Raw genomic sequence first — 18,067 nt, 5'->3', positions numbered from 1 at the left:
TCAGGGACCTTGTGCCCAGGCTCGCGGCCGAAGGGTTCCCTTTCGGCGACCTGCTCTAGGGCCATCCGGCCCTGTCAGTGCGCGAGCAACCGCGCCCCGGCCCGCAGTCCGGTCTCCATCACGCGCCATCCGGCTCCTGCGTGGAACGGAAGACCATGGCGGAACCGCGCCGGCAGGTAGGTCCCTAGGGCCTTCTTGCCCAGCCGCCAGGTCGCGCCTGTCCCGACGCGGTATTCGCTCACCGAGTCCAGGTCGACGGTCACCGGCCTGTCCGGATCGTCGGTGAGGCGCAAGGGAACCTGGGCGAAGGTGGCCCTGTCCAGCATCTCCATCACGCACATGCTGGTCGGCTCGAACAGCCGCTGGGGCGTTCGGCCGGTGATGTCGGCCGTGATCTTGCTGGCGACCGCGTCGGCCTGCAGCAGGGCCAGGAAGGCCTGTTTGACCGGGAAGTCGCCCGCGTCGCCGGGCGCGAAGATGTCCGGATGGCCGACGACTGCGCGGGTTTCGGGTTCGCAGGTGAGGAAACCGCGGTCGTCGGCAGGCAGGCCCTCGTACCGCTTGGCCGCGATATACGGTGGGAAACTGATCAACAGGTCGAACTGGCGGGTCTCGCCGTCGGTGTAGACGACCTCGGTCTCGGTGACCTTCTCCGGGGCGACACCGGTGTGGCCGGTGATCCTGCGGATGGCGAACTCCTCGACGACCACGTCCCGGACTTTGGGGCCGAATGCCTGGATGAAGGCCGGCTCGCAGGTGGTGAACGTGATGTCGATCTGGTGACGCACACCTTTGCGGTGCAGCCAGATGTCGAGCATGAACGCGATCTCGTACAGCGGTCCGGCGCACTTGTTTCCGGGCGGGACGAGGAACAGGACATTCTGGTGGCGGCCGTGCCGGGCGTGCTGCGCGACCCACTGCAGGTCCTCGCCGAGTTTGTGCATCTGGCCAGGTGCCCAGATCGTCCGGGCGAACTCGCGCAGGCCGGGGATCTCGTCGGGATTCATGGCCGCGCCGGTGGCGATGACCAGTTTGTCGTAGTGGATCGGCAGGCCGCGACTGGTGTGCACGACACTTCGTTCGGCGTGGACGTTTTCCACGTGGCCGATCCGGTGGTGGATGTCGTGGTTGAAGAAAGCCTTCTGCAGCGGCACGTGCAAAGGTTTCTCCGCCGCGCCGAACGGCAGGTAGATCATGTTGGGCTTGAACAGGAAGTCGTCACGGTCCGACACGACCGTGATGTCGACGTCCGCCTTGTCGAGCTTGGAGCGAAGCAGGAACGCGGTCTCCAGGCCCGCGAAGCCGCTGCCGAGGATGACCACTCGTGGCGCGAGCATCACGTCTCCTTTCCCTTGTCACTTGTCGTGCTCACGGTGCTGCCTGACGGCGATTCCCATCAGGGCCTGGCGCTCCGCTGAGTTCGGGCCTTTCGGCCCTGATCGCAACGGCAGCAGGCCCTAACCACTTGATGCGGTCCGGCGGGAGTCTCGTAGTGCACGAAAGTGAGGAGGAAGTATGAAGGCACTGGTGTACCACGACCCCGGCCGCCGTTCGTGGGAAGAAGTCCCGAAACCCGAACTGCGCGACCCCACCGACGCGATCATCCGCGTCGACGCGGTCACGATCTGTGGCACGGACCTGCGCATCCTCAAGGGCGACGTGCCAGAAGTCGAACCGGGCCGGATCCTGGGCCATGAGGCTGTTGGGACGGTCGAGCAGGTCGGTGCTGCGGTGTCCGGCTTGAAGCCCGGCGATCGGGTGCTGGCGTCCTGTATCAGCGCGTGCGGGCGATGCCTGTACTGCCGCACCGGCGTTTACGGCCAGTGCCAGGGCGGTGGCGGCTGGATTCTCGGCCACACCGTCGACGGTGTGCAGGCCGAGTACGCCCGGATTCCATTCGCGGACACCTCGACCCACGTGCTGCCTGATGGCGTTGCCAATGACGCCGCGGTGATGCTGGCCGACATCCTGCCCACCTCCTACGAGGTCGGCGTCCTCAATGGACAAGTCAAACCGGGCGACACGGTCGTGATCGTGGGTGCGGGGCCGATTGGCTTGGCCGCGATCCAGACCGCGCAGTTCTACAGCCCGAGCCACATCGTCGCTGTCGATGTCGCTGCTTCCCGACTCGACGCCGCCAAGCAGTTCGGCGCCGACATCACGGTGAATGCGGCCGACGACGTCGCCGCCGCGGTTGCCGAGCTGACCGCAGGAGCAGGCGCCGACACCGCGATCGAGGCTGTGGGTGTGCCGGAGTCGTTCGAGCTCTGCACGCGGCTGGTCAGGCCTGGTGGCCGGGTGGCAAACGTTGGAGTGCATGGCAAGCCGGCGACTTTGCATCTGGAGGAGCTGTGGATCCGCAACGTCACGATCACGACAGGTCTGGTCGACACCGTGACCACGCCCCGGCTGCTGAGGATGCTCGCGGCCGGACGCCTGGACGCGGAGCGGTTCATCACTCACCGCTTCGGACTGTCCGAGATGGACGAGGCCTATGACGTCTTCGCGCACCCAGCCGACAGCGGCGCGCTGAAGGTCGTCCTGTTCAGCTGAAAGGAGAGCAACGGTGACCGAGACGAGCGGACGCCGCCCGATCCTGGTCGGCGTCGGTGGATCGACGGCGAGCACAGCCGCTCTGAAATGGGCGGTCGCCGAGGCGGGCCGGCGTGATCTGCCCGTGTTGGCGGTGATGGTCCACCTGCCGCAGGGGCAGATCATGATCGGCGCCGTGCCGTATGACGCTCTCCCGCCGAGCGGCGTCGGCCTGCAGACTGACGCACCCCTCAAGCGCGCAATTATGCCAGCCGGCGGGCTGCGGCTGGTCGAAGCCGGGCTGGACGCGTACGGCTACAAGCTCGACCCGGTCGTGAAGGAGATCTTCACCAAGTACCGCAAGACACACAACGACGGCATGTTCGACGCCTACACCGCCGAGATCCTGCACGCCCGCAAGGCGGGGATCATCACCGGCCTGCCCGACGCCTACGGCCGATGGCCCTGCACGACTATCCGGTGCAGCGCCTGCTCGGCTGCGGTATCGCAGGCCTGTCAGTGGTCGCCGACAGCTTGTCGGCCATTCAGTACGCCCGGGTTCGCGTGATCCGCGACTCCAACGGCCTCGCCGTCGACTACGCCGTTTCCGGGGATTTCCCGCGCTACGGCAACAACGACGACCGCGCGGACCGCATCGCCGTTGGTCTGGTCGAGCAGTTCATGACCAAGGTGCGGCGCTACTCGGCCTACCGCGACGCCATCCACACCCAGTCCGTGCTGACCATCACGTCCAACGTGGTGTACGGCAAGCACACCGGCGACACACCCGACGGCAACCGCATGTGGATCAGGTTCGTGCTCGTCCCGGGCCTGACCGACGACCCAGCCAACGTGGAGGGCATCGCCTCGTTCGTCAGCACCCTCAAGACCGTCGACCGCGTCGAAGTCCTGCCCTTCCACAAACTCGGTGCCGCCAAGTACACCAAGCTCGGCATGGTGTTCCCGTTGGAGCACGTACCGACTCCGGATGTCGCGTTGATCGAACGAGCCCGGGACCAGTTCGCCCAGCGGGGAACACCGGTCTTCTAAAGAGGAGGTCGGCAATGTCAACCGTGATCGATCGAACGCTGGAGTCGTTGCGACATGGCGTCCTGCGGGAAGGCGGCCGGACGGCACTGCTCGTCTGTGGCGTGCTGTCCTCGTTGCTCTACGCCGGGACGACAATCCTGGCAACCCTGTTGTGGGAGGGGTACAACACCGCCTCACAGACCATCAGCGAGCTGTTCGCGATCGACGCACCGCCACGTGCACTCGTCGTCGCGCTTTTCCTCGCGCACAACATTCTGTTGATCGCCTTCGCGGCTGGTGTCTGGGCCTCTGCGAACCGGCGAGCACTCCGTGTCACTGCCGGCCTGCTCGCCGGTATTGGAGTCATCGGCTCGGTAGCCACGGTCTTCTTCTCGATCCACCTCCGCGGTGCCGTGCCGACAACGACCGACACGATGCACGCGGTGCTCACCGGTGTGATCGTGGCCCTCATCCTGCTTGCGGTGGGCTTTGCCGCGACGACAGCGGGGATGTGGTTCCGCGTCTACTCGTGGGCCACCTTGGCCACTCTGGTGGTTTTCGGCGCCATGGCCGGTCTTCAGGGACCCCACCTTGCCGCGAACGAATCAACGCCATGGCTCGGTGTGCTCGAACGCATCAATATCGGCGGATACCTGCTGTGGCTGACAGTCCTGGCCGTCGTGCTGCTGCGCGCTCAGGTTCGCAGATCAGCGACAGCGCTCTAGACCGGACACGATCGTGTCCGGTTTCACCTGAATGGGCCACTTGTCTCAGTAGTTGTCGGGTGGCTGGTCCCACTGGCGTGTGGGCGCGTCATTCGGCCTGCCGGCGCGGACGGTTCGCGCTGAGGCGGCGACGGTGTTGAGGACGATCGTAATGGCCAGGCCGATGGCCAGATTGATCACCGCGGTCGCGATCTTCCCGCCGATCTCGACGGTCAGGGTCAGCGGCAGGACCACGGCGATCAGCGTCATCAGCACCATGATCCACGTGAAGAACTGCCGGGGTGCCGCGACTGCCAGGATCAGCAGATGCATCATCCCGGTGGCCAGCAGTGCCGCCAGGGCGGAGAGCATCGCGTAGGTGAACGTGTTCGCGTTGCCCCAGACGCCCTCGCCTTTCGGCGCCAGGACGGCGACCTCGACGACGCCCCGGGCGATCAGGATGCCCACCACGGCCAGCAGGGCGGCGACCACAGCTGTGGCAAGCCCGCTCGCCCAGAGCCGGGCGGCGTTGACGCCAGGACGTCTGGCCGCGCCGTACCGGGCGCCACCGTCGTAGTCGGCCATGTCCGACTCCCTTCGTGCTGATCCACCGCTGCCGATTGTCGTCCTTCACGAGCCGGTCCGCTCGGTCAGCGGACAGCGAAAGGTGGGGATCGCTGGTCGTCCCAGTGATCCCCACCAGCGGTGTCTCACCGGTCGCGTAGTGCCGCCTGCAGCATGAGACGGCGCTCGGCAGAGCCGATGATGGCCCGAGCGTGCGGCACGACGTCAGGGTTGACCGACACGGACGTGATGCCGGCACGCACCAGGTGTTCAGCGAACTCCGGCCGGTTGGACGGGGCCTGGCCACACAACGAGGACGTGATCCCGGCTTCCTCGCAGGCCTTGATAATCCGCGCGATGGTGTCCAGCACCGCGGGGTCAGACTCGTCGAACAGCTCCGCGCACGGCGTGGAGTCCCGGTCGACGCCCAGCACCAGTTGTGTCAGGTCGTTGCTGCCGATAGAGACGCCGTCAATGCCCATGGCGGCGTACTCCGGGATCCGATAGACAACCGACGGGACCTCAGCCATGACCCAGCGCAACAGGCCGCGCTGGCGGCCGAGCGGGCTGGCGGCGATCATCTCCAGGCACCGGGCCAGCTCCCACTTTGTGCGCACGAACGGGATCATGATGTGCAGGTTCGGCGTCTCCTCCCGCACCCGGGCCAGCGCGGCCAGTTCGAGCGCGAACAACTCGGGTTCGCGGACGTACCGGTAGCAGCCGCGGTAGCCGATCATCGGGTTGTTCTCCGACGGTTCGAACTCCGCGCCGCCGACGAGGTCGTGGAACTCGTTGGTGCGGAAGTCCATCGCACGGTAGATCACCGGCCGCGGCATGAACGGGCGGGTGATCTTCAGCAGGGACTTGGCCATCGCGGAGATGAAGTCCTCCGGCCCACGGTCGGCCAGGAACCGACGCGGGTGCATCCCGGACAGGGCCTCGGCCAGCATGAACTCCGCCCGCAGCAGACCCACGCCGTCGACCGGCAGCGCGGCCGCGGCTTCGGCGTGGTCGGCCATCGCCAGATTGACGTACAACTTGGTCGCCAGCGGCTCGAAGATCGGCATCGCCGCGGCTGCGACCTGAGCGACCTCGGCCTTCTGCCGCACAGCCCCGGCCAGGACGCGACCTTCGCGACCATCTATCGTGACCTGCTGGCTGTCCTTCAAGACGCTGGTCGCGTTGCGAGTACCCACGATGCACGGCACCCCGAGTTCACGGGCGACGATGGCCGCGTGGCATGTCATACCGCCCTCGTCGGTGACCACAGCACCGGCACGGCGCATGGTGGGCACCCAGTCAGGGTTGGTCATCGACGCGACGAGCACGGCCCCGTCCTGCAGCTGTGCGCCTTCGGCGGGAGAGGACAGCACCCGGACACGGCCCACCGCGATGCCTGGCGAGGCAGCGAGGCCCTTGATCAGGACCTGCTCTTCGCCGTCGGCCGGGCCGAGAGTGGTGATGGGCCGGGACTGCACCAGCCAGATCTTCCCGTCGACAATGGACCATTCGATGTCCTGCGGGACGCCGTAGTGCTGTTCGACCCGGGCGGCCAGCCGGGCCAGGTCGCCGGCTTCCTCGTCGGTGAGCGCGCGACGGGTGGATTCCTTGCCGGTCAGCTCGACGCGCAGGTCGGCGCCGTCTGGGCCGCGGACGATCTCGTGGGTCTGGGTGCCGACCCGGATGCTGATCGCGGAGAAGTCCTTTTTGGACATGATGTGGGTGTCCGGCTCGATCGCACCGCTGACGACGACCTCGCCGAGGCCGAATGCGGCCTCGATGACGATCCGGTCGCGGTCGCCGGTGGACGGGTCCGCGGTGAACATGACGCCGGACCGTTCGGAGTGCACCATCTGCTGGACGACGACGGCGATGGCGGGTTCTTCGGTCAGGCCGCGTTCGGCGCGGTAGGCCAGGGAACGCTGTCCGAACAAGGATGCCCAGCAGTCGACGAGCCGCTCCAGCAGCTGTTCGGCGCCGACGACGTTGGTATAGGTCTCGTTCATCCCGGCGAAGGACGCGCCCGCGGTGTCCTCGGAGGTGGCCGAGGAGCGCACCGCCACCGACACGTCATCACCCAGCAGCCGGTACTCATCCAGCACACCGGCCCGGACATCCGGGTGCACTCCGGCCTCCCGCACGAGTGCCTGGAGGTGCTTGCTGGCCGCCGCGAGTTCCTCGGGCTGGGCGGCCAACGGCAGCAGGTCCTGCACGGCTTTGTTGATCTCGGCGCGGGCTCCGTTCTGCCCCATGGACGTCAGGTAGGAGTCGGCGGCGACCACGAACCCGGGCGGCACGGGCAGCCCGGCTGCGGTGAGCTCGCCGAGGTTGGCCCCCTTCCCGCCGGCGACGGGCGCGTCGTTCTTGCCCAGCGCCTCGAATCCGATCACGTACTTGGTCATCTCATCTCCCCGGAAGGTGGTCGAAGATCTCAGTGACGGGACGCCGGGGCGTGGCCAGCAGCGGGTCCGCGTTGATGTGGCCCCAGCCGATCCGCAGCACCAGTTGCGGGAACAGGGCATCGTCCAGCAGTTGAACTTTGAGCTCCTCGCGGACGCTCGGCACCTCCAGCGGCTGGCTCAAGGGGCATGTAGCCAGGCCGAAAGAGGTCGCCCACAGCAGAACGGCGCTGGTGGCCTCGCCGGCGTGCAGCCGGGACACCAGGTCGTCCGAAGTCGTTCCCAGCACGACAAGTTCGCCCGCGTCGAGGTCGGCGTATGACTCTTTCGGCTGCGCCAGACCGGGCGCGGCGAACCGTCGCATCGACAGATCCCCGTAACCCTCGTAGATCAACGGAGTCGCGGCCGCAGGCACACCGTCCGTTGACCCGCTGTACCGGCCGCTCCATGCCGCCAGCTCGGACTGGTACTCCGGGGCAGTGCTTTGTAGACGGTCGGCTTCCGTGATCGCCGAGGCGAGGCGGAAGCGCATCGCCGGATCGGTCGCCGCGCGCAGCACGGCGCCTTGTTCGAACGAGTATTCGCCCAGTTGGTCCAGCAACGCCTCCGGGACCGGCCAGGAGCTGTAGAGCCGCCGGTCGGTGCGGCGCCTGGGGATGGCTGCCGCGACCGGGATGTCCTCCTCGGTCGGCGCGCGTTCGAAGACCTCCACGGCGGCAAGGTGATCCGGATCGCCCGGGTTGGGCAGATGATGGACAGTCGTGCCCCAGCCGAGTGCGGCCAGTGCCACTCGTAGGTGGTGCAGGGACGCACCGCAGCTGACGATGAGGTCGCGGCCGTCCGGGTCGGTCGCGGCCAGATGCCGTGACCAGTCGGCGTACAGGTGCAATGAGCTGTCGCCCACGCGCCAGCGCCAAGGTTGGGAGTTGTGCACCGACGGCGCACGAATCGCCAGCGCGATCGCGGACCGCACGGTCTTCTCGTCGGGTAGGCCGTGCCTCATGCTCTGTCACCTCCAGTGAACTTCCGTTGCCCGGACGGTCGCACGCGTGCGGTGTTCCGGGTATGGGCCAGAAGACCCGCTATGCCCCGGCCTGTGTGCCCTGTCCGGCCCAACCCAGCGGGTCGACAGTGGGGTCGAAGTGGACAGCTATCGCGAGGAGGACTCGATGAGTTCTGTCCGGTTGCAAGGCCGGCCGGACGAGCAGCTGAGCAGCTGGCTCTGGCTGGTGAAATGGTTTCTGGTGATTCCGCACCTGATTGTGCTGGTCAGGATCAACGCCGACTCCAGCCAGCGCCTGTTCATCGGGATCGGGCCGGCCGATGACGTGTCCCGGTACCTCAGCGGCATCGCCTACGACCGCGCCAGGACGCTGTCGCCGGTCCCGATGTGGCGCGGGCGCCGGATGGCCGGTCAGTTCGCACTACCCGAAGAACAACAGTTTTGGTCGGTTTCCGTGGTCGGCTCCGGTCCACGCAGGCTGTCCTGGAATGTCCCGGATGGACAGTGGACGCTAGTCGTCCTCAACGCGGACACCACCTCAGGCGTCGAGGTCGACCTGTCGGCCGGTGCGACGGTCCCTGGCCTGTTGCCGCTGGGAGCAGGACTGCTCGGTGCCGGGTGGTCGCGATCGCGGGTGGCGTGCTGCTGCAGTACGCCGGTCTGCGACGCCGGGGCGTGAGCCCTAGGGCCACTGGGTAATTGGGCCCTATCGACGTGAGCTTGCCGGCGACCACAGTGATGGCAGGACTTCACGGGAAGGTGAACCACAATGGTTGAGCAGAACGAGAACCGGCCGATCGTTGTCGGCGTGGACGATTCGGATGCCGCGCGCAAGGCGCTGGCCTGGGCGATCGAGGAAGCCAGCCTCCGCCGCTGCTCGGTGCACGCGGTCACGGTGTGGTCGGTCGACCCGGCGACGGACTTCGTCTGGACGCCCAGCGAGCAGATCCGCAAGATCGCTGAGGAGAAACTGTCGAGCACAGTACGACTGGCCGTTCAGGGCCGCGAGCACGTGCCGCCGATCGTCGAGCGTGCGGTCGAAGGCCCGCCGGCCAAGGCACTGGTCGAGGCCGCACAGGAAGCCGCGATGCTCGTTGTCGCGACACACCGCGGCGAGCGGCTCCGCAAGGCCCTCCTCGGGTCCGTCAGCGCGTCGTGTGTGCGGCACTCCAACGTGCCCGTCGTGGTCGTGCGTCCGGAACCGGAAGGTGCGTGACATGCGAGCACGTGACGTGATGACCACCTCTGTGGTTACCGTCGGCCCGGATACCACGGCCAAGGAAGCGGCCGATCTGCTGGTGCGGAAGGGCTTCACGGCGCTGCCGGTGGTCGATGCCGACCAGAACCTGGTGGGCATTGTGACAGAGGCCGACATCCTCAAGGACCGGATTGGCCTCGATCCACGCTCACTGGCACACCCGGACTGGCCCGTTGATGCCCCCAACGGGCCAGCACCGCCCACGGTCGGGGCCGTGATGACCACCGACGTGGTCGTCCGAGGCCCGAAGACCGATGCCGCGCAGGTGGCACGCGACATGCTCGACCACCACCTGCGCGCCATTCCGATTGTCGACGGGGACAAGCTCGTGGGCATCGTCAGCCGCCGGGACCTGCTGCGCACAATCGCGCGTGATGATGAGCTGATCGTTCTGGATGTCCGCCAGCATCTGACGCGGTGCTTCCGCCGCGGCGACTGGTCAGCCACCGTTACCGATGGCGTGGTCACGCTCGTGGACGACTACAGCAATGAAGAGGACCGGCACGTCGCACGCGTCATCGCTGGCGCCATTCCCGGTGTTGTCGAAGTCCGGGTCGTCGCGCCCGCAGGCAGGTAAAGACTCCGGCGAATACCCGCTCCGCCGCTGTCCTGGATGGGCCTCGCGGGTCACTGGCGATGTCACACAACCGCGAAAGGAGGCGACGCCGTTGTAGGCCGCGGGGAAGCGGTTACAGAAGGTCGAGGTGGTCCGGCCACCTCGGCCTTCATTTCGTGGCAGCAGCAGCGTTCGGATTTGGAGCACGAGGTGGCTCGATTGATGCTGGCTGATCCCTGCGGCCCAGTTTTCCTGCTGTGGAACAGGTCTTGCAGATCGGGTCTTGTGCGCCGGCAGAAGACATGGTCGGCGGCCATCGTCCCCTCGGTTCGGCCAGGATCATCGAGAACACGGCGCACTCGCTCGTGCGCCGCCGCTCCAGTATCGGGCACGAACTTGGACATTCGCGGATATGTCCAATTCCAATGAGGACTTAGCTGTGAAGTTCGGAGTCAGCACACAGTTCGCCCAGATGCGGATGTACGGGCCCCGGGCGCTCGTAGAGAACACGCGTCGCAAGCAAGCGGCTGGACGGTGAACTAACGCGCCGGTACCGAATCGGTCAGATGCGCCCGTTCGTGCCAGGGCGTCGCCTTGTGCGTGATGGGCTGGTGCCGACCGAACCGGAAGTAGGCCGATGGGCCCACGAAGTTGATGGCAATGACCAAGGCCCACAACAGTTTTGGGCCGTTCACCAACTCCTGGGGACGACGCGACAGGTCGTACCAGGCGGAGACTGCAAGCCCCACCTGCACGGCGCCAGTTGCCACAATCGTGCGCCGCTGGCGCGGTTCGAGGTCGCGCCACTTCTTGGCAGCCATGATTCTCACTCCTTCTTGCCGGCAAGGACGACCACGACCGGGCAGCGTGCGTGCCGGACGCACGCCATGGTCACGCCGCTGAGCAGACCGCCGCGGCCGATCACGAGCAAGTCCCCGGGGCCGGCCATCCGGGTCAGTTCTCGCGCCGGCTCTCCACTCAGCAGGTGTTCGCTCACGTTGTCGTTGTGTTTCCCGACGATCGAGTGCAACTGCTCGGCTCGAGCGGCCTGCGTCGGCTGCGGCGGGGAGCCGTATGGGTGCAGAGCCATTGAGCTGGCTGGCATGAACGCGGGTATGCGTCGTTGGACCGCGACCGCGGCGACGTGGAAACCCTGGGCCGAGGCCAAATCCATCGCCCAGTGCAGGGCAGCCCGGCTCGCGGGCGATCCGGCCACGCCGACTACGACGGTGCGCTGCTGTGTCTTCATCTCCAGTTCCTCCGCTTCTCGTTCGACCTCAGAGTCGACGGTGCGAAGGACGGTGGTCAGGGGCAAAGGACCCTGTGTCTGAGGGCCGCTGGTCAGGACGATTTCTGCTCGTCGCGCCTGCGGGTGGCGTAGACGGCTGCTTCGGTGCGACGTTCGAAGCCGAGCTTGTGCAGGAGGGAGGAGACGTAGTTCTTGACGGTCTTCTCGGCGAGGTAGAGCTGGGCGGCGATCTGCCGGTTGGTCATGCCTTCGGCGATCAGGTCGAGGATGCGGCGCTCCTGCGGGCTCAGTGACGCGTAACGGGGATCCTCCTGATCGCCGCCACTGCGCAGCCGGTTCAACACTGTGGCGGTGACGCCGGCGTCGAGCAGGGAGCCGCCTGCGGCGAGGGTGCGGATCGCGCCGACGAGGTCGTTGCCGCTGACTTGTTTGAGCATGTATCCGGCCGCGCCGGCCATGATGGCGCTGAAGAGGGCTTCGTCATCGGCGTACGACGTGAGCATCAGGCACGCCGGCGGGGGTTCGACAGCGGCGCGGATGTCGCGACAGACCGTGACGCCTTCGCCGTCCGGCAGGCGGACGTCGAGGATGGCCACGTCCGGCCGCAGCGCGGGGATACGGGCGATGGCCTGGGCGGCGGTGCCTGCCTCACCGATGACCTCGATGTCCGGCTCGGCTTCCAGCAGTTGCTGCAGCCCCCGGCGGACGACCTCATGGTCGTCGAGCAGGAAAACCGAGATGCCCATGGTCCGCTCCTCTTCATCGGCGACGCCGACGCTACTCCGCGACAGTTGTCTTGCCGAGTCAAAAGTGCCGGACCTGCGGCGACCCCGGATAGGGCCGCGTGCCAGCTCGAATAGGGCCGAACGGCCCTATTCGAGCAGTCGGGTCATCGGCATCGGCCACAAAGGACATTTCCGGCAAGCCTCCGGGATGGTGCTGGTGTCGATGAACACCGGGCCGCTTCTGTACCGGCTCAGGTCGAAAGGCCCTGCCTGCCGATGGCGCATGCCCCTGAACTGGCAGGTCGAGAGTGCATAACGTGCCAGCCAGCCAATGCGGAGGTAGCAGTCATGCGAGGGCTCACCGTCGCCACAGTGATGACCAAGGACCCGGTCACCGTGGCACCCGACACCGAGTTCAAGGACATCGTCGAGATTCTCGCCAGGCACTCGATCAGCGCGGTCCCGGTGGTCGGCCGCGACGGCGTGCCGATCGGGGTCGTCTCCGAGACCGACCTGATCCACAAGCAGGAGCAGCCGTCACAGCCGAAGGTCCTTGTCGGCCAGCAGACCCGTGAGCGCTGGCACAGGGCCACCGCCGAACGGGCATTGGAACTGATGACGGTACCTGTGCGCGCGGTGTCGGCCGACAAGTCGGTGAGCTTCGCGGCCCGTGAACTCAACCGCAGGGGAGTACGGCGCCTCTTTGTGATCGATCAGGACCGTCTGGTCGGTGTGGTGTCCAGGCGCGATCTGTTGCGGGTGTTCTTGCGGTCGGATGAGGACATCCAGGTGGACGTCGAGCGCGAGGTATTCCAGCGGGTGCTTTGGCTGGACTTGAGCGCGATCACGGTGTCGGTGAACCGCGGCGTCGTGACGTTGACCGGCCGGCTCGACCGCCGCAGTGAAGTGGAGATCGCAGGGCGGCTGACGCCGACGATCCCGGGCGTCGTCGAGGTCCGCAACCGGCTCGACCACGCCTGGAACGACCAGGTCCACAACTGAAGGGAGATGTCATGCACGGCAATGTCGGCGACTGGCTCGTCATCAAGGGAGCCAAGCTGGACGACCCGTACCGCCGGGGCGAGATCGTGCAGCTCGTACACACGGACGGCAGGCCGCCGTACTACGTGCACTGGCTGGACACCGGTCGCACCACCCTCGTGTTCCCCGGACCCGACTCTCACATCGAGCACCGTTCTACCGAGCCGGTTTCCTAGTCGAGTGCCCTCGCGTGTGTCCACAACATACGCATCAGGCCACGGGCCGGTGCCGGAGACATTGCTGTCACGGGTACGTATCCGGCAGATAGGGACTATCGGCCCTGGTCCGGCGGGCCGGTCGCCACTGCCTGGATGAGGGGCGCTCGCGGGAAAGTCTCACCAGGAGATCGAAACCGTCCGATGTGGAGGAAATCCGCGATGAGCACCCTGTCCGAACACCACCGGCCTGTTGTCGTCGGGATTGACGGCTCGGCTGCGGCCGTGCAGGCGGTCCGTTGGGCGGCCAAGGAAGCCGCGGCTCGGAAGCTGCCGTTGCGGCTTGTGCACGTGCATCCTGATCCGGCTGTCAGGTACGCCGACGACAAGATCGCGGATGCGATGCGTCCGGCGCTGGAAACACAGGCGAAGAAGTGGCTGAATGAGGCGGCCGGCGTGGCGCCGGAAGCCGTATCCGAGCTGGAGCCGCAGGTGGAGTTGCGCGCGGGTGCGGTCGTGCAGACGTTGGTCGACATGTCGGCCGACGCCGCGATGATCGTGCTCGGAGCCCGGGGACTGGGTGGTTTCACTGGCATGCTGGTGGGAACGACCGCGAATTCCGTGGTCGCTGGTGCGATGTGCCCGGTCGTGGTCGTGCGGACCGCGCCATTGGGCCCGTCCAGGACCGGCGGACCGATTGTGGTCGGCGTCGACGGCTCTCCGGCGAGTGAAGCGGCCATCAAGTTCGCCTTCGAGGAAGCGTCCTTGCGTGGGTGCGCTCTGATTGCCCTGCACACGTGGACCGAGATCTTCATCGACCCAGAGCTGAACGTCGACCGTATCGCCTTCGACACCACAGTGCTGGAGCAGCGTGAGCGGGAACTGCTCAGCCAGCGCCTGGCGGGCTGGCCGGAGAAGTACCCGGATGTCCAGGTGACCCGCGTGGTCAAGCAGGACCGGCCGGTGCGGGCGTTGCTGGACTACGACGAGGAAGCCCAGCTCCTCGTGGTCGGTAGCCGCGGGCTCGGCGGCTATCACGGAATGCTGCTGGGATCCACCAGCCAGGCGCTGATGCACTACACGCAGACACCGCTGGTCGTGGTCCGGCCTGAGGACACGCCATGACTACCGCGGTTCAGCCGTACGCGGTGGAGCTCGCCAGCGCACCTGTGCTGTCGGTGGACACGGATGTGGATGCCCTGGCAGCGCTCAGAGTGATGCACGCCAACCAGATCAGGCATCTTCCGGTCCTCAGCAGGGGCGCTTGTGTGGGTCTGGTCAGTGAGACGGAGTTGTTGACGGGTTTGTTGAGCCGCACCCGAGGGCCGTTGCCCACCAGCGGCGAGCTGTGCCACCGCCCGCCGCCCACAGTAGACGATCGGGCCACCCTTGCGGACGCGGCGAGGGTCATGCGAGAGACGGCTTCCGACGCGGTTGTCGTGTTCTCCGGCCAGCAGGTCGTCGGTGTGCTCACCGCAGTCGATTTCGTCCAGTCGTTCGCCCGAGAAGGAGCAGATGATGACTAAGCCGATCGTCGTCGGAGTCGATGGCTCCGATTCGGCCCAGCAAGCTGTGCGCTGGGCGGCCCGCGAGGCCGCACGCCGGAAGGCACCGCTGCGCCTGGTGCACGCCAACATGGTCATCCCGGCGTACACGACCGTGCCGGTTCCGAGGTCGCTGGCCCAGGCGCTGGCCGAGGAAGGCCGCAGGTGGCTACGCGAGGCGTCCCAGGTGGCGCAAGAGGAGGAACCGCAGATCGAAGTGTCGCGGATCCTGGAGCGCGCCGATCCGCCGACGGTGCTGCTCGCCGAGTCGCAAACGGCCCAGTTGATGGTGCTCGGCTCGCGAGGGCTGGGCGGGTTCACCGGACTGATGGTCGGCTCTGTTGCCGTCAAGTTGGCCCAGCGTGCGTCGTGTCCCGTTGTCGTGGTTCGAGACGAGCACGACGACACCAGCGGCAAACCAGTCATTCTGGGCGTCGACGGTTCGCCGGCGGGCGAGGCCGCGATCGCGTTCGCCTACGAGCAGGCCTCCCGATGGAACGTGCCTCTGGTGGCCGTGCACACCTGGAGCGACGTGCTGCCGCCCGCCGCGTTCTCGATCGTCCCGCACGCATTCGACTGGCCGGAGATCCAGACGAAGGAACTCGAACTGCTCTGCGAACGCCTCGCCGGCTGGCAGGAGAAGTACCCCGACGTGCAGGTCGAGCGGATAGTCACCCAGGACAGTCCGGCGCGCAGCCTGATCGAGCAGGCACGGAGCGCCCAACTGGTGGTGGTCGGCTCGCGCGGCCGCGGAGCACTGGCAGGGCTGCTGCTCGGATCCACCAGCCAGGCACTGCTGCATCACGCCCCTTGTCCGGTGGCGGTCGTGCGACCGGACTAGGTCTGCGTCGGTAGTGGGACTGTCCAGGTGATGGTGGTTCCGCTACCGACGGCGGTGTCGATGTCGCAGGTGCCGTGCCATCGGTTGGCTCGTTCGGTGATGTTGGCCAGGCCACTGTGGCGCTGGGGTTCTCCGGGCATGCCTTTGCCGTCGTCCTTGATCGCCAGCTTGAGGCCGCGTCCCTCTCGATCGACGTTGATCGTGATCAGGACAGTGCTGGCCTGGGCGTGCCGGGCGGCGTTGGACAGCGTTTCCCGCAGTGTTGCCAGGACGTCGGGGCGCAGGTCGTCGGGGACCAGGCTGTCCAGCGGGCCGTCCATGTTCACCGTGGGCTCGAAACCGAGTGCGCCGGCGCCTTCCTGGATCACCCGCAGCAGCTCGCCGCGCAGGCTGACCGGCCCGGTGCCAGGGTCTTCCTGCAGGGAGAAGATGCTGCGGCGGATCTCGCGGATGGTCTGGTCGATCTCCTCGACGAACCCGGCCACCCGGCGGCCGAGGTCGGGTTTGACCATCAGCCGGGACAGGCCCTGCAGGCCGAGGCCGATCGCGAACAGCCGCTGGATGACCTGGTCGTGCAGGACATCGGTGTCCTGGCTGTTCTTGATGGCAGGCAGTTGATGGACACGGACGGTCAGCTTCGGATCGATGATGTGCGGCAGGCAGTCGGGGCCCGGCTTCACCTTGTTCCCCGGTTCCGGCAGCTCCTCTATGTCCCACGGCGCGGGTTGGGCCGGCCGGTGTGGGAGATGTGGATGCTTCCCGGGTTGTCGGACGTGCGGGTGGGCATGTTCGTGAAGGCACACCACACCATCGCCGACGGCGTCGCGGGCGTGGACCTCCTCGGGAGACTGCTCGACGTGAATCCCCATGCGGCGCAGGCGGGTTTCGATCCTTGGCGGCCAGCGCCAATGCCCTCGTCACGCGATCTGCTCTCGAACCAGTTTCAACCACTCGATCGGCCCGGCTCGTACGTTCGCGGTTGGCTGGTGCGCCGTTGGTTGAGGTGTTTCCGATGGTGCCGCTCACCGGGAATCTCGCTCTCGGTGTCGGTGCACTCTCGTATGCGGGTCAGTTCAACGTCACCGTGGTCGCTGATCCCGGTGTATGTCCTGATTTCGAGGTCTTCGCCGACGGGGTGCGGCGAACAATGGAGATGGTGGCGGGCACCGGTGGCTCATCTCAGCGCACTGCGAATCCCAGTTTCCGGCCGGTGTCGCGCAGGTGATCGCGGGCATCGGGGTGAGCGACGTGGTCGATGATCTGCTGTGCCTGTTCGCCGGCGTCGTGACCCCAGATTGTGGCTGTGCCTTGCTCGCTGACGATGAAGCTGTGCTGGAACGACGTGACCGGCCCGGCCAGCAGCGGGACCACAGTGGACACGCCAGCTTTGGGGTGCCAGGAGGGCAACGCGATGATCGCGCGGCCGCCGGGTGAGTGCAGCGCGCCCACCACGAAATCCGTCTGCCCGCCGAACCCGGAGTAGATCACCCCGCGTACCCGGCTGGCGTTGGCTTGGGCGTAGAGGTCGACTTGCAGCGCGCTGTTGACCGAAACCAGCGACCGTTGTCTGGCTATCAGTCCTGGATCGTTCGTCTTTTCGGTGCGTAGCAACCGTACGCGGGGGTTGCGGTCGACCCATTTGTACAGCTCCTCGGTACCGAATACGAACGAAGCGGTCACCGGCGTCGCGGGATCGAGTGCTCCGGCGCGATCCAGCCCGAGTACTCCGTCGCTGAACATCTCCGACCACACCGCCAAGTCGCGCCGCCTGGTCAGCGTGGCCAGCACTGCGTCCGGCACCGCGCCGATGCCCAGTTGCAGGGTCGCGCCGTCGTCCACCAGTGCGGCTACCCGCTCGCCGATCGCGTGGGAGACCTCGCTGGGTGGCCGCGGCATGGGCGAGGGGAGTGGCTGGTCGGCTTCGATGGCGTAGTCCACCTCGTCGCAGGCTAGGACGGCGTCCCCGAAGGTGTAAGGCATTTGTGGGTTGAGCTGCGCGATGACCAGGCCGCCGCGGGCCCGGACAGCTTCGATCGCCGCCGGCAGGATGTTTACTTCGGTGCCCAGCGACACCGTTCCGTCCACCGGCGGTGAGGTGTGGATCAGCACGATGTCCGGCGGAAGTGTCTGGGCGAGCAGGTGCGGCACGAGCGACAGCCGGGATGGGAAGTAACGTAACGTGCGGCGGCCACGCATACCTGGCCCCACGAAAGGAGTTTCGAGCGTCACTCCGCCACGGTCGGGTATACCAGGTTGGGCGTTGAGCATGAACAACCGGTACTCGGCCACTGTCCGGTCCAGCACTCCCAACGCGTGGCTGGGCGTGGCGAAATTGCCGCTGGCCACGACCCGTGGCGGCGCGCCGATACCGGACAGGACATCGGCAAGTTGCGACTCGGATACCACCCGCATGGTTCGTCCCCCTGATCTCTCCGCACCGACCGTACCCGCGCGCGTTTCCGAGGTG

At 66.8% G+C, this 18,067-nt stretch carries 22 protein-coding genes and 1 pseudogene; 14 read left to right on the top strand and 9 right to left on the bottom strand.

Annotated elements, in window-relative coordinates; all coding sequences use genetic code 11:
* Nucleotides 1-74: 74 nt before the first annotated feature.
* Nucleotides 75-1,337 (bottom strand): NAD(P)/FAD-dependent oxidoreductase, encoded by a 1,263-nt coding sequence (locus JOF56_RS45305; protein ID WP_209645703.1) that lies wholly within the window; start codon nucleotides 1,335-1,337, stop codon nucleotides 75-77.
* Between the two features lie 178 nt (nucleotides 1,338-1,515).
* On the opposite strand from JOF56_RS45305, the gene JOF56_RS45300 reads away from it, so the two are divergent.
* The 4 genes from JOF56_RS45300 to JOF56_RS45285 are packed head-to-tail and all read left to right on the top strand — an operon-like array spanning nucleotide 1,516 to nucleotide 4,286.
* Complete coding sequence (locus JOF56_RS45300) at nucleotides 1,516-2,553, top strand: zinc-dependent alcohol dehydrogenase family protein (protein WP_209645702.1); 1,038 nt, start codon at nucleotides 1,516-1,518, stop codon at nucleotides 2,551-2,553.
* A 13-nt stretch (nucleotides 2,554-2,566) separates the two neighbouring features.
* On the top strand, nucleotides 2,567-3,100 hold the full coding sequence (locus JOF56_RS45295) for a pyruvate formate lyase family protein (protein WP_209645701.1): 534 nt from the start codon (nucleotides 2,567-2,569) through the stop codon (nucleotides 3,098-3,100).
* Nucleotides 2,992-3,582: a pyruvate formate lyase family protein gene (locus JOF56_RS45290; RefSeq protein ID WP_209645700.1), complete on the top strand. Its 591-nt coding sequence runs from the start codon at nucleotides 2,992-2,994 to the stop codon at nucleotides 3,580-3,582. The genes JOF56_RS45295 and JOF56_RS45290 overlap by 109 nt, the downstream gene beginning before the upstream one ends.
* A gap of 14 nt (nucleotides 3,583-3,596) precedes the next feature.
* On the top strand, nucleotides 3,597-4,286 hold the full coding sequence (locus JOF56_RS45285; RefSeq protein ID WP_209645699.1) for a DUF998 domain-containing protein: 690 nt from the start codon (nucleotides 3,597-3,599) through the stop codon (nucleotides 4,284-4,286).
* A 45-nt stretch (nucleotides 4,287-4,331) separates the two neighbouring features.
* Here the strand turns inward: JOF56_RS45285 and JOF56_RS45280 are convergent, their stop codons facing one another.
* The 3 genes from JOF56_RS45280 to JOF56_RS45270 form a co-directional block, all read right to left on the bottom strand.
* Complete coding sequence (locus tag JOF56_RS45280) at nucleotides 4,332-4,850, bottom strand: DUF6069 family protein (protein ID WP_209645698.1); 519 nt, start codon at nucleotides 4,848-4,850, stop codon at nucleotides 4,332-4,334.
* A 125-nt stretch (nucleotides 4,851-4,975) separates the two neighbouring features.
* Nucleotides 4,976-7,231, bottom strand: a complete 2,256-nt coding sequence (ppsA, locus tag JOF56_RS45275; RefSeq protein ID WP_209645697.1) for a phosphoenolpyruvate synthase — start codon at nucleotides 7,229-7,231, stop codon at nucleotides 4,976-4,978.
* Nucleotide 7,232: 1 nt separating this feature from the next.
* Nucleotides 7,233-8,231 (bottom strand): Acg family FMN-binding oxidoreductase, encoded by a 999-nt coding sequence (locus JOF56_RS45270; protein WP_209645696.1) that lies wholly within the window; start codon nucleotides 8,229-8,231, stop codon nucleotides 7,233-7,235.
* Nucleotides 8,232-8,397: 166 nt separating this feature from the next.
* Here JOF56_RS45270 and JOF56_RS45265 point away from each other — a divergent pair, with 166 nt between their 5' ends.
* The 3 genes from JOF56_RS45265 to JOF56_RS45255 all read left to right on the top strand — a co-directional run bounded on the left by JOF56_RS45265 (nucleotide 8,398) and on the right by JOF56_RS45255 (nucleotide 10,066).
* The gene (locus JOF56_RS45265; protein WP_209645695.1) at nucleotides 8,398-8,910 is read left to right on the top strand and encodes a hypothetical protein; all 513 of its coding nucleotides are present in this window, start codon (nucleotides 8,398-8,400) and stop codon (nucleotides 8,908-8,910) included.
* A gap of 90 nt (nucleotides 8,911-9,000) precedes the next feature.
* The gene (locus JOF56_RS45260) at nucleotides 9,001-9,447 is read left to right on the top strand and encodes a universal stress protein (RefSeq protein ID WP_209645694.1); all 447 of its coding nucleotides are present in this window, start codon (nucleotides 9,001-9,003) and stop codon (nucleotides 9,445-9,447) included.
* Between the two features lies 1 nt (nucleotide 9,448).
* Nucleotides 9,449-10,066 (top strand): CBS domain-containing protein, encoded by a 618-nt coding sequence (locus JOF56_RS45255; RefSeq protein ID WP_209645693.1) that lies wholly within the window; start codon nucleotides 9,449-9,451, stop codon nucleotides 10,064-10,066.
* A gap of 518 nt (nucleotides 10,067-10,584) precedes the next feature.
* Here JOF56_RS45255 and JOF56_RS45250 read toward each other — a convergent pair.
* From JOF56_RS45250 to JOF56_RS45240, 3 genes are all read right to left on the bottom strand, one after another.
* Nucleotides 10,585-10,866 (bottom strand): PLD nuclease N-terminal domain-containing protein, encoded by a 282-nt coding sequence (locus JOF56_RS45250; protein ID WP_209645692.1) that lies wholly within the window; start codon nucleotides 10,864-10,866, stop codon nucleotides 10,585-10,587.
* A 5-nt stretch (nucleotides 10,867-10,871) separates the two neighbouring features.
* Nucleotides 10,872-11,294 carry a universal stress protein gene (locus JOF56_RS45245; RefSeq protein WP_209645691.1) on the bottom strand — a complete coding sequence of 141 codons (423 nt, stop codon included), beginning with the start codon at nucleotides 11,292-11,294 and terminating at the stop codon, nucleotides 10,872-10,874.
* A 92-nt stretch (nucleotides 11,295-11,386) separates the two neighbouring features.
* Complete coding sequence (locus JOF56_RS45240; protein ID WP_209645690.1) at nucleotides 11,387-12,040, bottom strand: response regulator; 654 nt, start codon at nucleotides 12,038-12,040, stop codon at nucleotides 11,387-11,389.
* A gap of 327 nt (nucleotides 12,041-12,367) precedes the next feature.
* On the opposite strand from JOF56_RS45240, the gene JOF56_RS45235 reads away from it, so the two are divergent.
* From JOF56_RS45235 to JOF56_RS45215, 5 genes are all read left to right on the top strand, one after another.
* Entirely contained in the window at nucleotides 12,368-13,021 is a 654-nt protein-coding gene (locus tag JOF56_RS45235; protein ID WP_245378667.1) for a CBS domain-containing protein, read from the top strand.
* A gap of 11 nt (nucleotides 13,022-13,032) precedes the next feature.
* Complete coding sequence (locus JOF56_RS45230; RefSeq protein ID WP_209645689.1) at nucleotides 13,033-13,236, top strand: DUF1918 domain-containing protein; 204 nt, start codon at nucleotides 13,033-13,035, stop codon at nucleotides 13,234-13,236.
* Between the two features lie 201 nt (nucleotides 13,237-13,437).
* Entirely contained in the window at nucleotides 13,438-14,340 is a 903-nt protein-coding gene (locus tag JOF56_RS45225) for a universal stress protein (protein ID WP_209645688.1), read from the top strand.
* The gene (locus JOF56_RS45220; RefSeq protein ID WP_209645687.1) at nucleotides 14,337-14,741 is read left to right on the top strand and encodes a CBS domain-containing protein; all 405 of its coding nucleotides are present in this window, start codon (nucleotides 14,337-14,339) and stop codon (nucleotides 14,739-14,741) included. The genes JOF56_RS45225 and JOF56_RS45220 overlap by 4 nt, the downstream gene beginning before the upstream one ends.
* Nucleotides 14,734-15,600, top strand: coding sequence for a universal stress protein (locus tag JOF56_RS45215; protein ID WP_209645686.1), 867 nt, complete (start codon nucleotides 14,734-14,736; stop codon nucleotides 15,598-15,600). Before JOF56_RS45220 ends, JOF56_RS45215 begins: the two co-directional genes overlap by 8 nt.
* On the opposite strand, the gene JOF56_RS45210 is transcribed toward JOF56_RS45215, so the two are convergent.
* A complete protein-coding gene (locus JOF56_RS45210; protein ID WP_209645685.1) occupies nucleotides 15,597-16,280 on the bottom strand; it encodes a sensor histidine kinase in 684 nt (227 codons plus the stop codon). The genes JOF56_RS45215 and JOF56_RS45210 overlap by 4 nt on opposite strands.
* Between JOF56_RS45210 and JOF56_RS60435 the strand changes: the two are divergent.
* Nucleotides 16,218-16,523 (top strand): annotated as a pseudogene (locus JOF56_RS60435) (wax ester/triacylglycerol synthase domain-containing protein); the annotation flags it as partial. The gene JOF56_RS45210 and the pseudogene JOF56_RS60435 overlap by 63 nt on opposite strands.
* Nucleotides 16,493-16,825: a WS/DGAT domain-containing protein gene (locus JOF56_RS60915; RefSeq protein ID WP_372448310.1), complete on the top strand. Its 333-nt coding sequence runs from the start codon at nucleotides 16,493-16,495 to the stop codon at nucleotides 16,823-16,825. The pseudogene JOF56_RS60435 and the gene JOF56_RS60915, both read left to right, overlap by 31 nt.
* Here the strand turns inward: JOF56_RS60915 and JOF56_RS45200 are convergent.
* The gene (locus tag JOF56_RS45200) at nucleotides 16,780-18,012 is read right to left on the bottom strand and encodes an acetyl-CoA hydrolase/transferase family protein (RefSeq protein WP_209645684.1); all 1,233 of its coding nucleotides are present in this window, start codon (nucleotides 18,010-18,012) and stop codon (nucleotides 16,780-16,782) included. The genes JOF56_RS60915 and JOF56_RS45200 overlap by 46 nt on opposite strands.
* Between the last annotated feature and the right edge of the window lie 55 nt (nucleotides 18,013-18,067).

It is taken from the genome of Kibdelosporangium banguiense (genome assembly GCF_017876405.1).
GTDB classification, from domain to species: domain Bacteria; phylum Actinomycetota; class Actinomycetes; order Mycobacteriales; family Pseudonocardiaceae; genus Kibdelosporangium; species Kibdelosporangium banguiense.
The sequence above is the reverse complement of the archived record's forward strand: the minus strand, read 5'-3'. Positions and strand labels throughout refer to the sequence as shown.

What these genes read in the sequence shown, in the direction of transcription:
- JOF56_RS45240 (WP_209645690.1), bottom strand. Translation starts at nt 12,040, where the DNA reads ATGGGCATCTCGGTTTTCCTGCTCGACGACCATGAGGTCGTCCGCCGG.
- JOF56_RS45265 (WP_209645695.1), top strand. Translation starts at nt 8,398, where the DNA reads ATGAGTTCTGTCCGGTTGCAAGGCCGGCCGGACGAGCAGCTGAGCAGC.
- JOF56_RS45245 (WP_209645691.1), bottom strand. Translation starts at nt 11,294, where the DNA reads ATGAAGACACAGCAGCGCACCGTCGTAGTCGGCGTGGCCGGATCGCCC.
- JOF56_RS45270 (WP_209645696.1), bottom strand. Translation starts at nt 8,231, where the DNA reads ATGAGGCACGGCCTACCCGACGAGAAGACCGTGCGGTCCGCGATCGCG.
- JOF56_RS45220 (WP_209645687.1), top strand. Translation starts at nt 14,337, where the DNA reads ATGACTACCGCGGTTCAGCCGTACGCGGTGGAGCTCGCCAGCGCACCT.
- JOF56_RS45255 (WP_209645693.1), top strand. Translation starts at nt 9,449, where the DNA reads ATGCGAGCACGTGACGTGATGACCACCTCTGTGGTTACCGTCGGCCCG.
- JOF56_RS45230 (WP_209645689.1), top strand. Translation starts at nt 13,033, where the DNA reads ATGCACGGCAATGTCGGCGACTGGCTCGTCATCAAGGGAGCCAAGCTG.
- JOF56_RS45250 (WP_209645692.1), bottom strand. Translation starts at nt 10,866, where the DNA reads ATGGCTGCCAAGAAGTGGCGCGACCTCGAACCGCGCCAGCGGCGCACG.
- JOF56_RS45285 (WP_209645699.1), top strand. Translation starts at nt 3,597, where the DNA reads ATGTCAACCGTGATCGATCGAACGCTGGAGTCGTTGCGACATGGCGTC.
- JOF56_RS45280 (WP_209645698.1), bottom strand. Translation starts at nt 4,850, where the DNA reads ATGGCCGACTACGACGGTGGCGCCCGGTACGGCGCGGCCAGACGTCCT.
- JOF56_RS45290 (WP_209645700.1), top strand. Translation starts at nt 2,992, where the DNA reads ATGGCCCTGCACGACTATCCGGTGCAGCGCCTGCTCGGCTGCGGTATC.
- JOF56_RS45200 (WP_209645684.1), bottom strand. Translation starts at nt 18,012, where the DNA reads ATGCGGGTGGTATCCGAGTCGCAACTTGCCGATGTCCTGTCCGGTATC.
- JOF56_RS45215 (WP_209645686.1), top strand. Translation starts at nt 14,734, where the DNA reads ATGACTAAGCCGATCGTCGTCGGAGTCGATGGCTCCGATTCGGCCCAG.
- ppsA (WP_209645697.1), bottom strand. Translation starts at nt 7,231, where the DNA reads ATGACCAAGTACGTGATCGGATTCGAGGCGCTGGGCAAGAACGACGCG.
- JOF56_RS45300 (WP_209645702.1), top strand. Translation starts at nt 1,516, where the DNA reads ATGAAGGCACTGGTGTACCACGACCCCGGCCGCCGTTCGTGGGAAGAA.
- JOF56_RS45260 (WP_209645694.1), top strand. Translation starts at nt 9,001, where the DNA reads ATGGTTGAGCAGAACGAGAACCGGCCGATCGTTGTCGGCGTGGACGAT.
- JOF56_RS45225 (WP_209645688.1), top strand. Translation starts at nt 13,438, where the DNA reads ATGAGCACCCTGTCCGAACACCACCGGCCTGTTGTCGTCGGGATTGAC.
- JOF56_RS45305 (WP_209645703.1), bottom strand. Translation starts at nt 1,337, where the DNA reads ATGCTCGCGCCACGAGTGGTCATCCTCGGCAGCGGCTTCGCGGGCCTG.
- JOF56_RS45235 (WP_245378667.1), top strand. Translation starts at nt 12,368, where the DNA reads ATGCGAGGGCTCACCGTCGCCACAGTGATGACCAAGGACCCGGTCACC.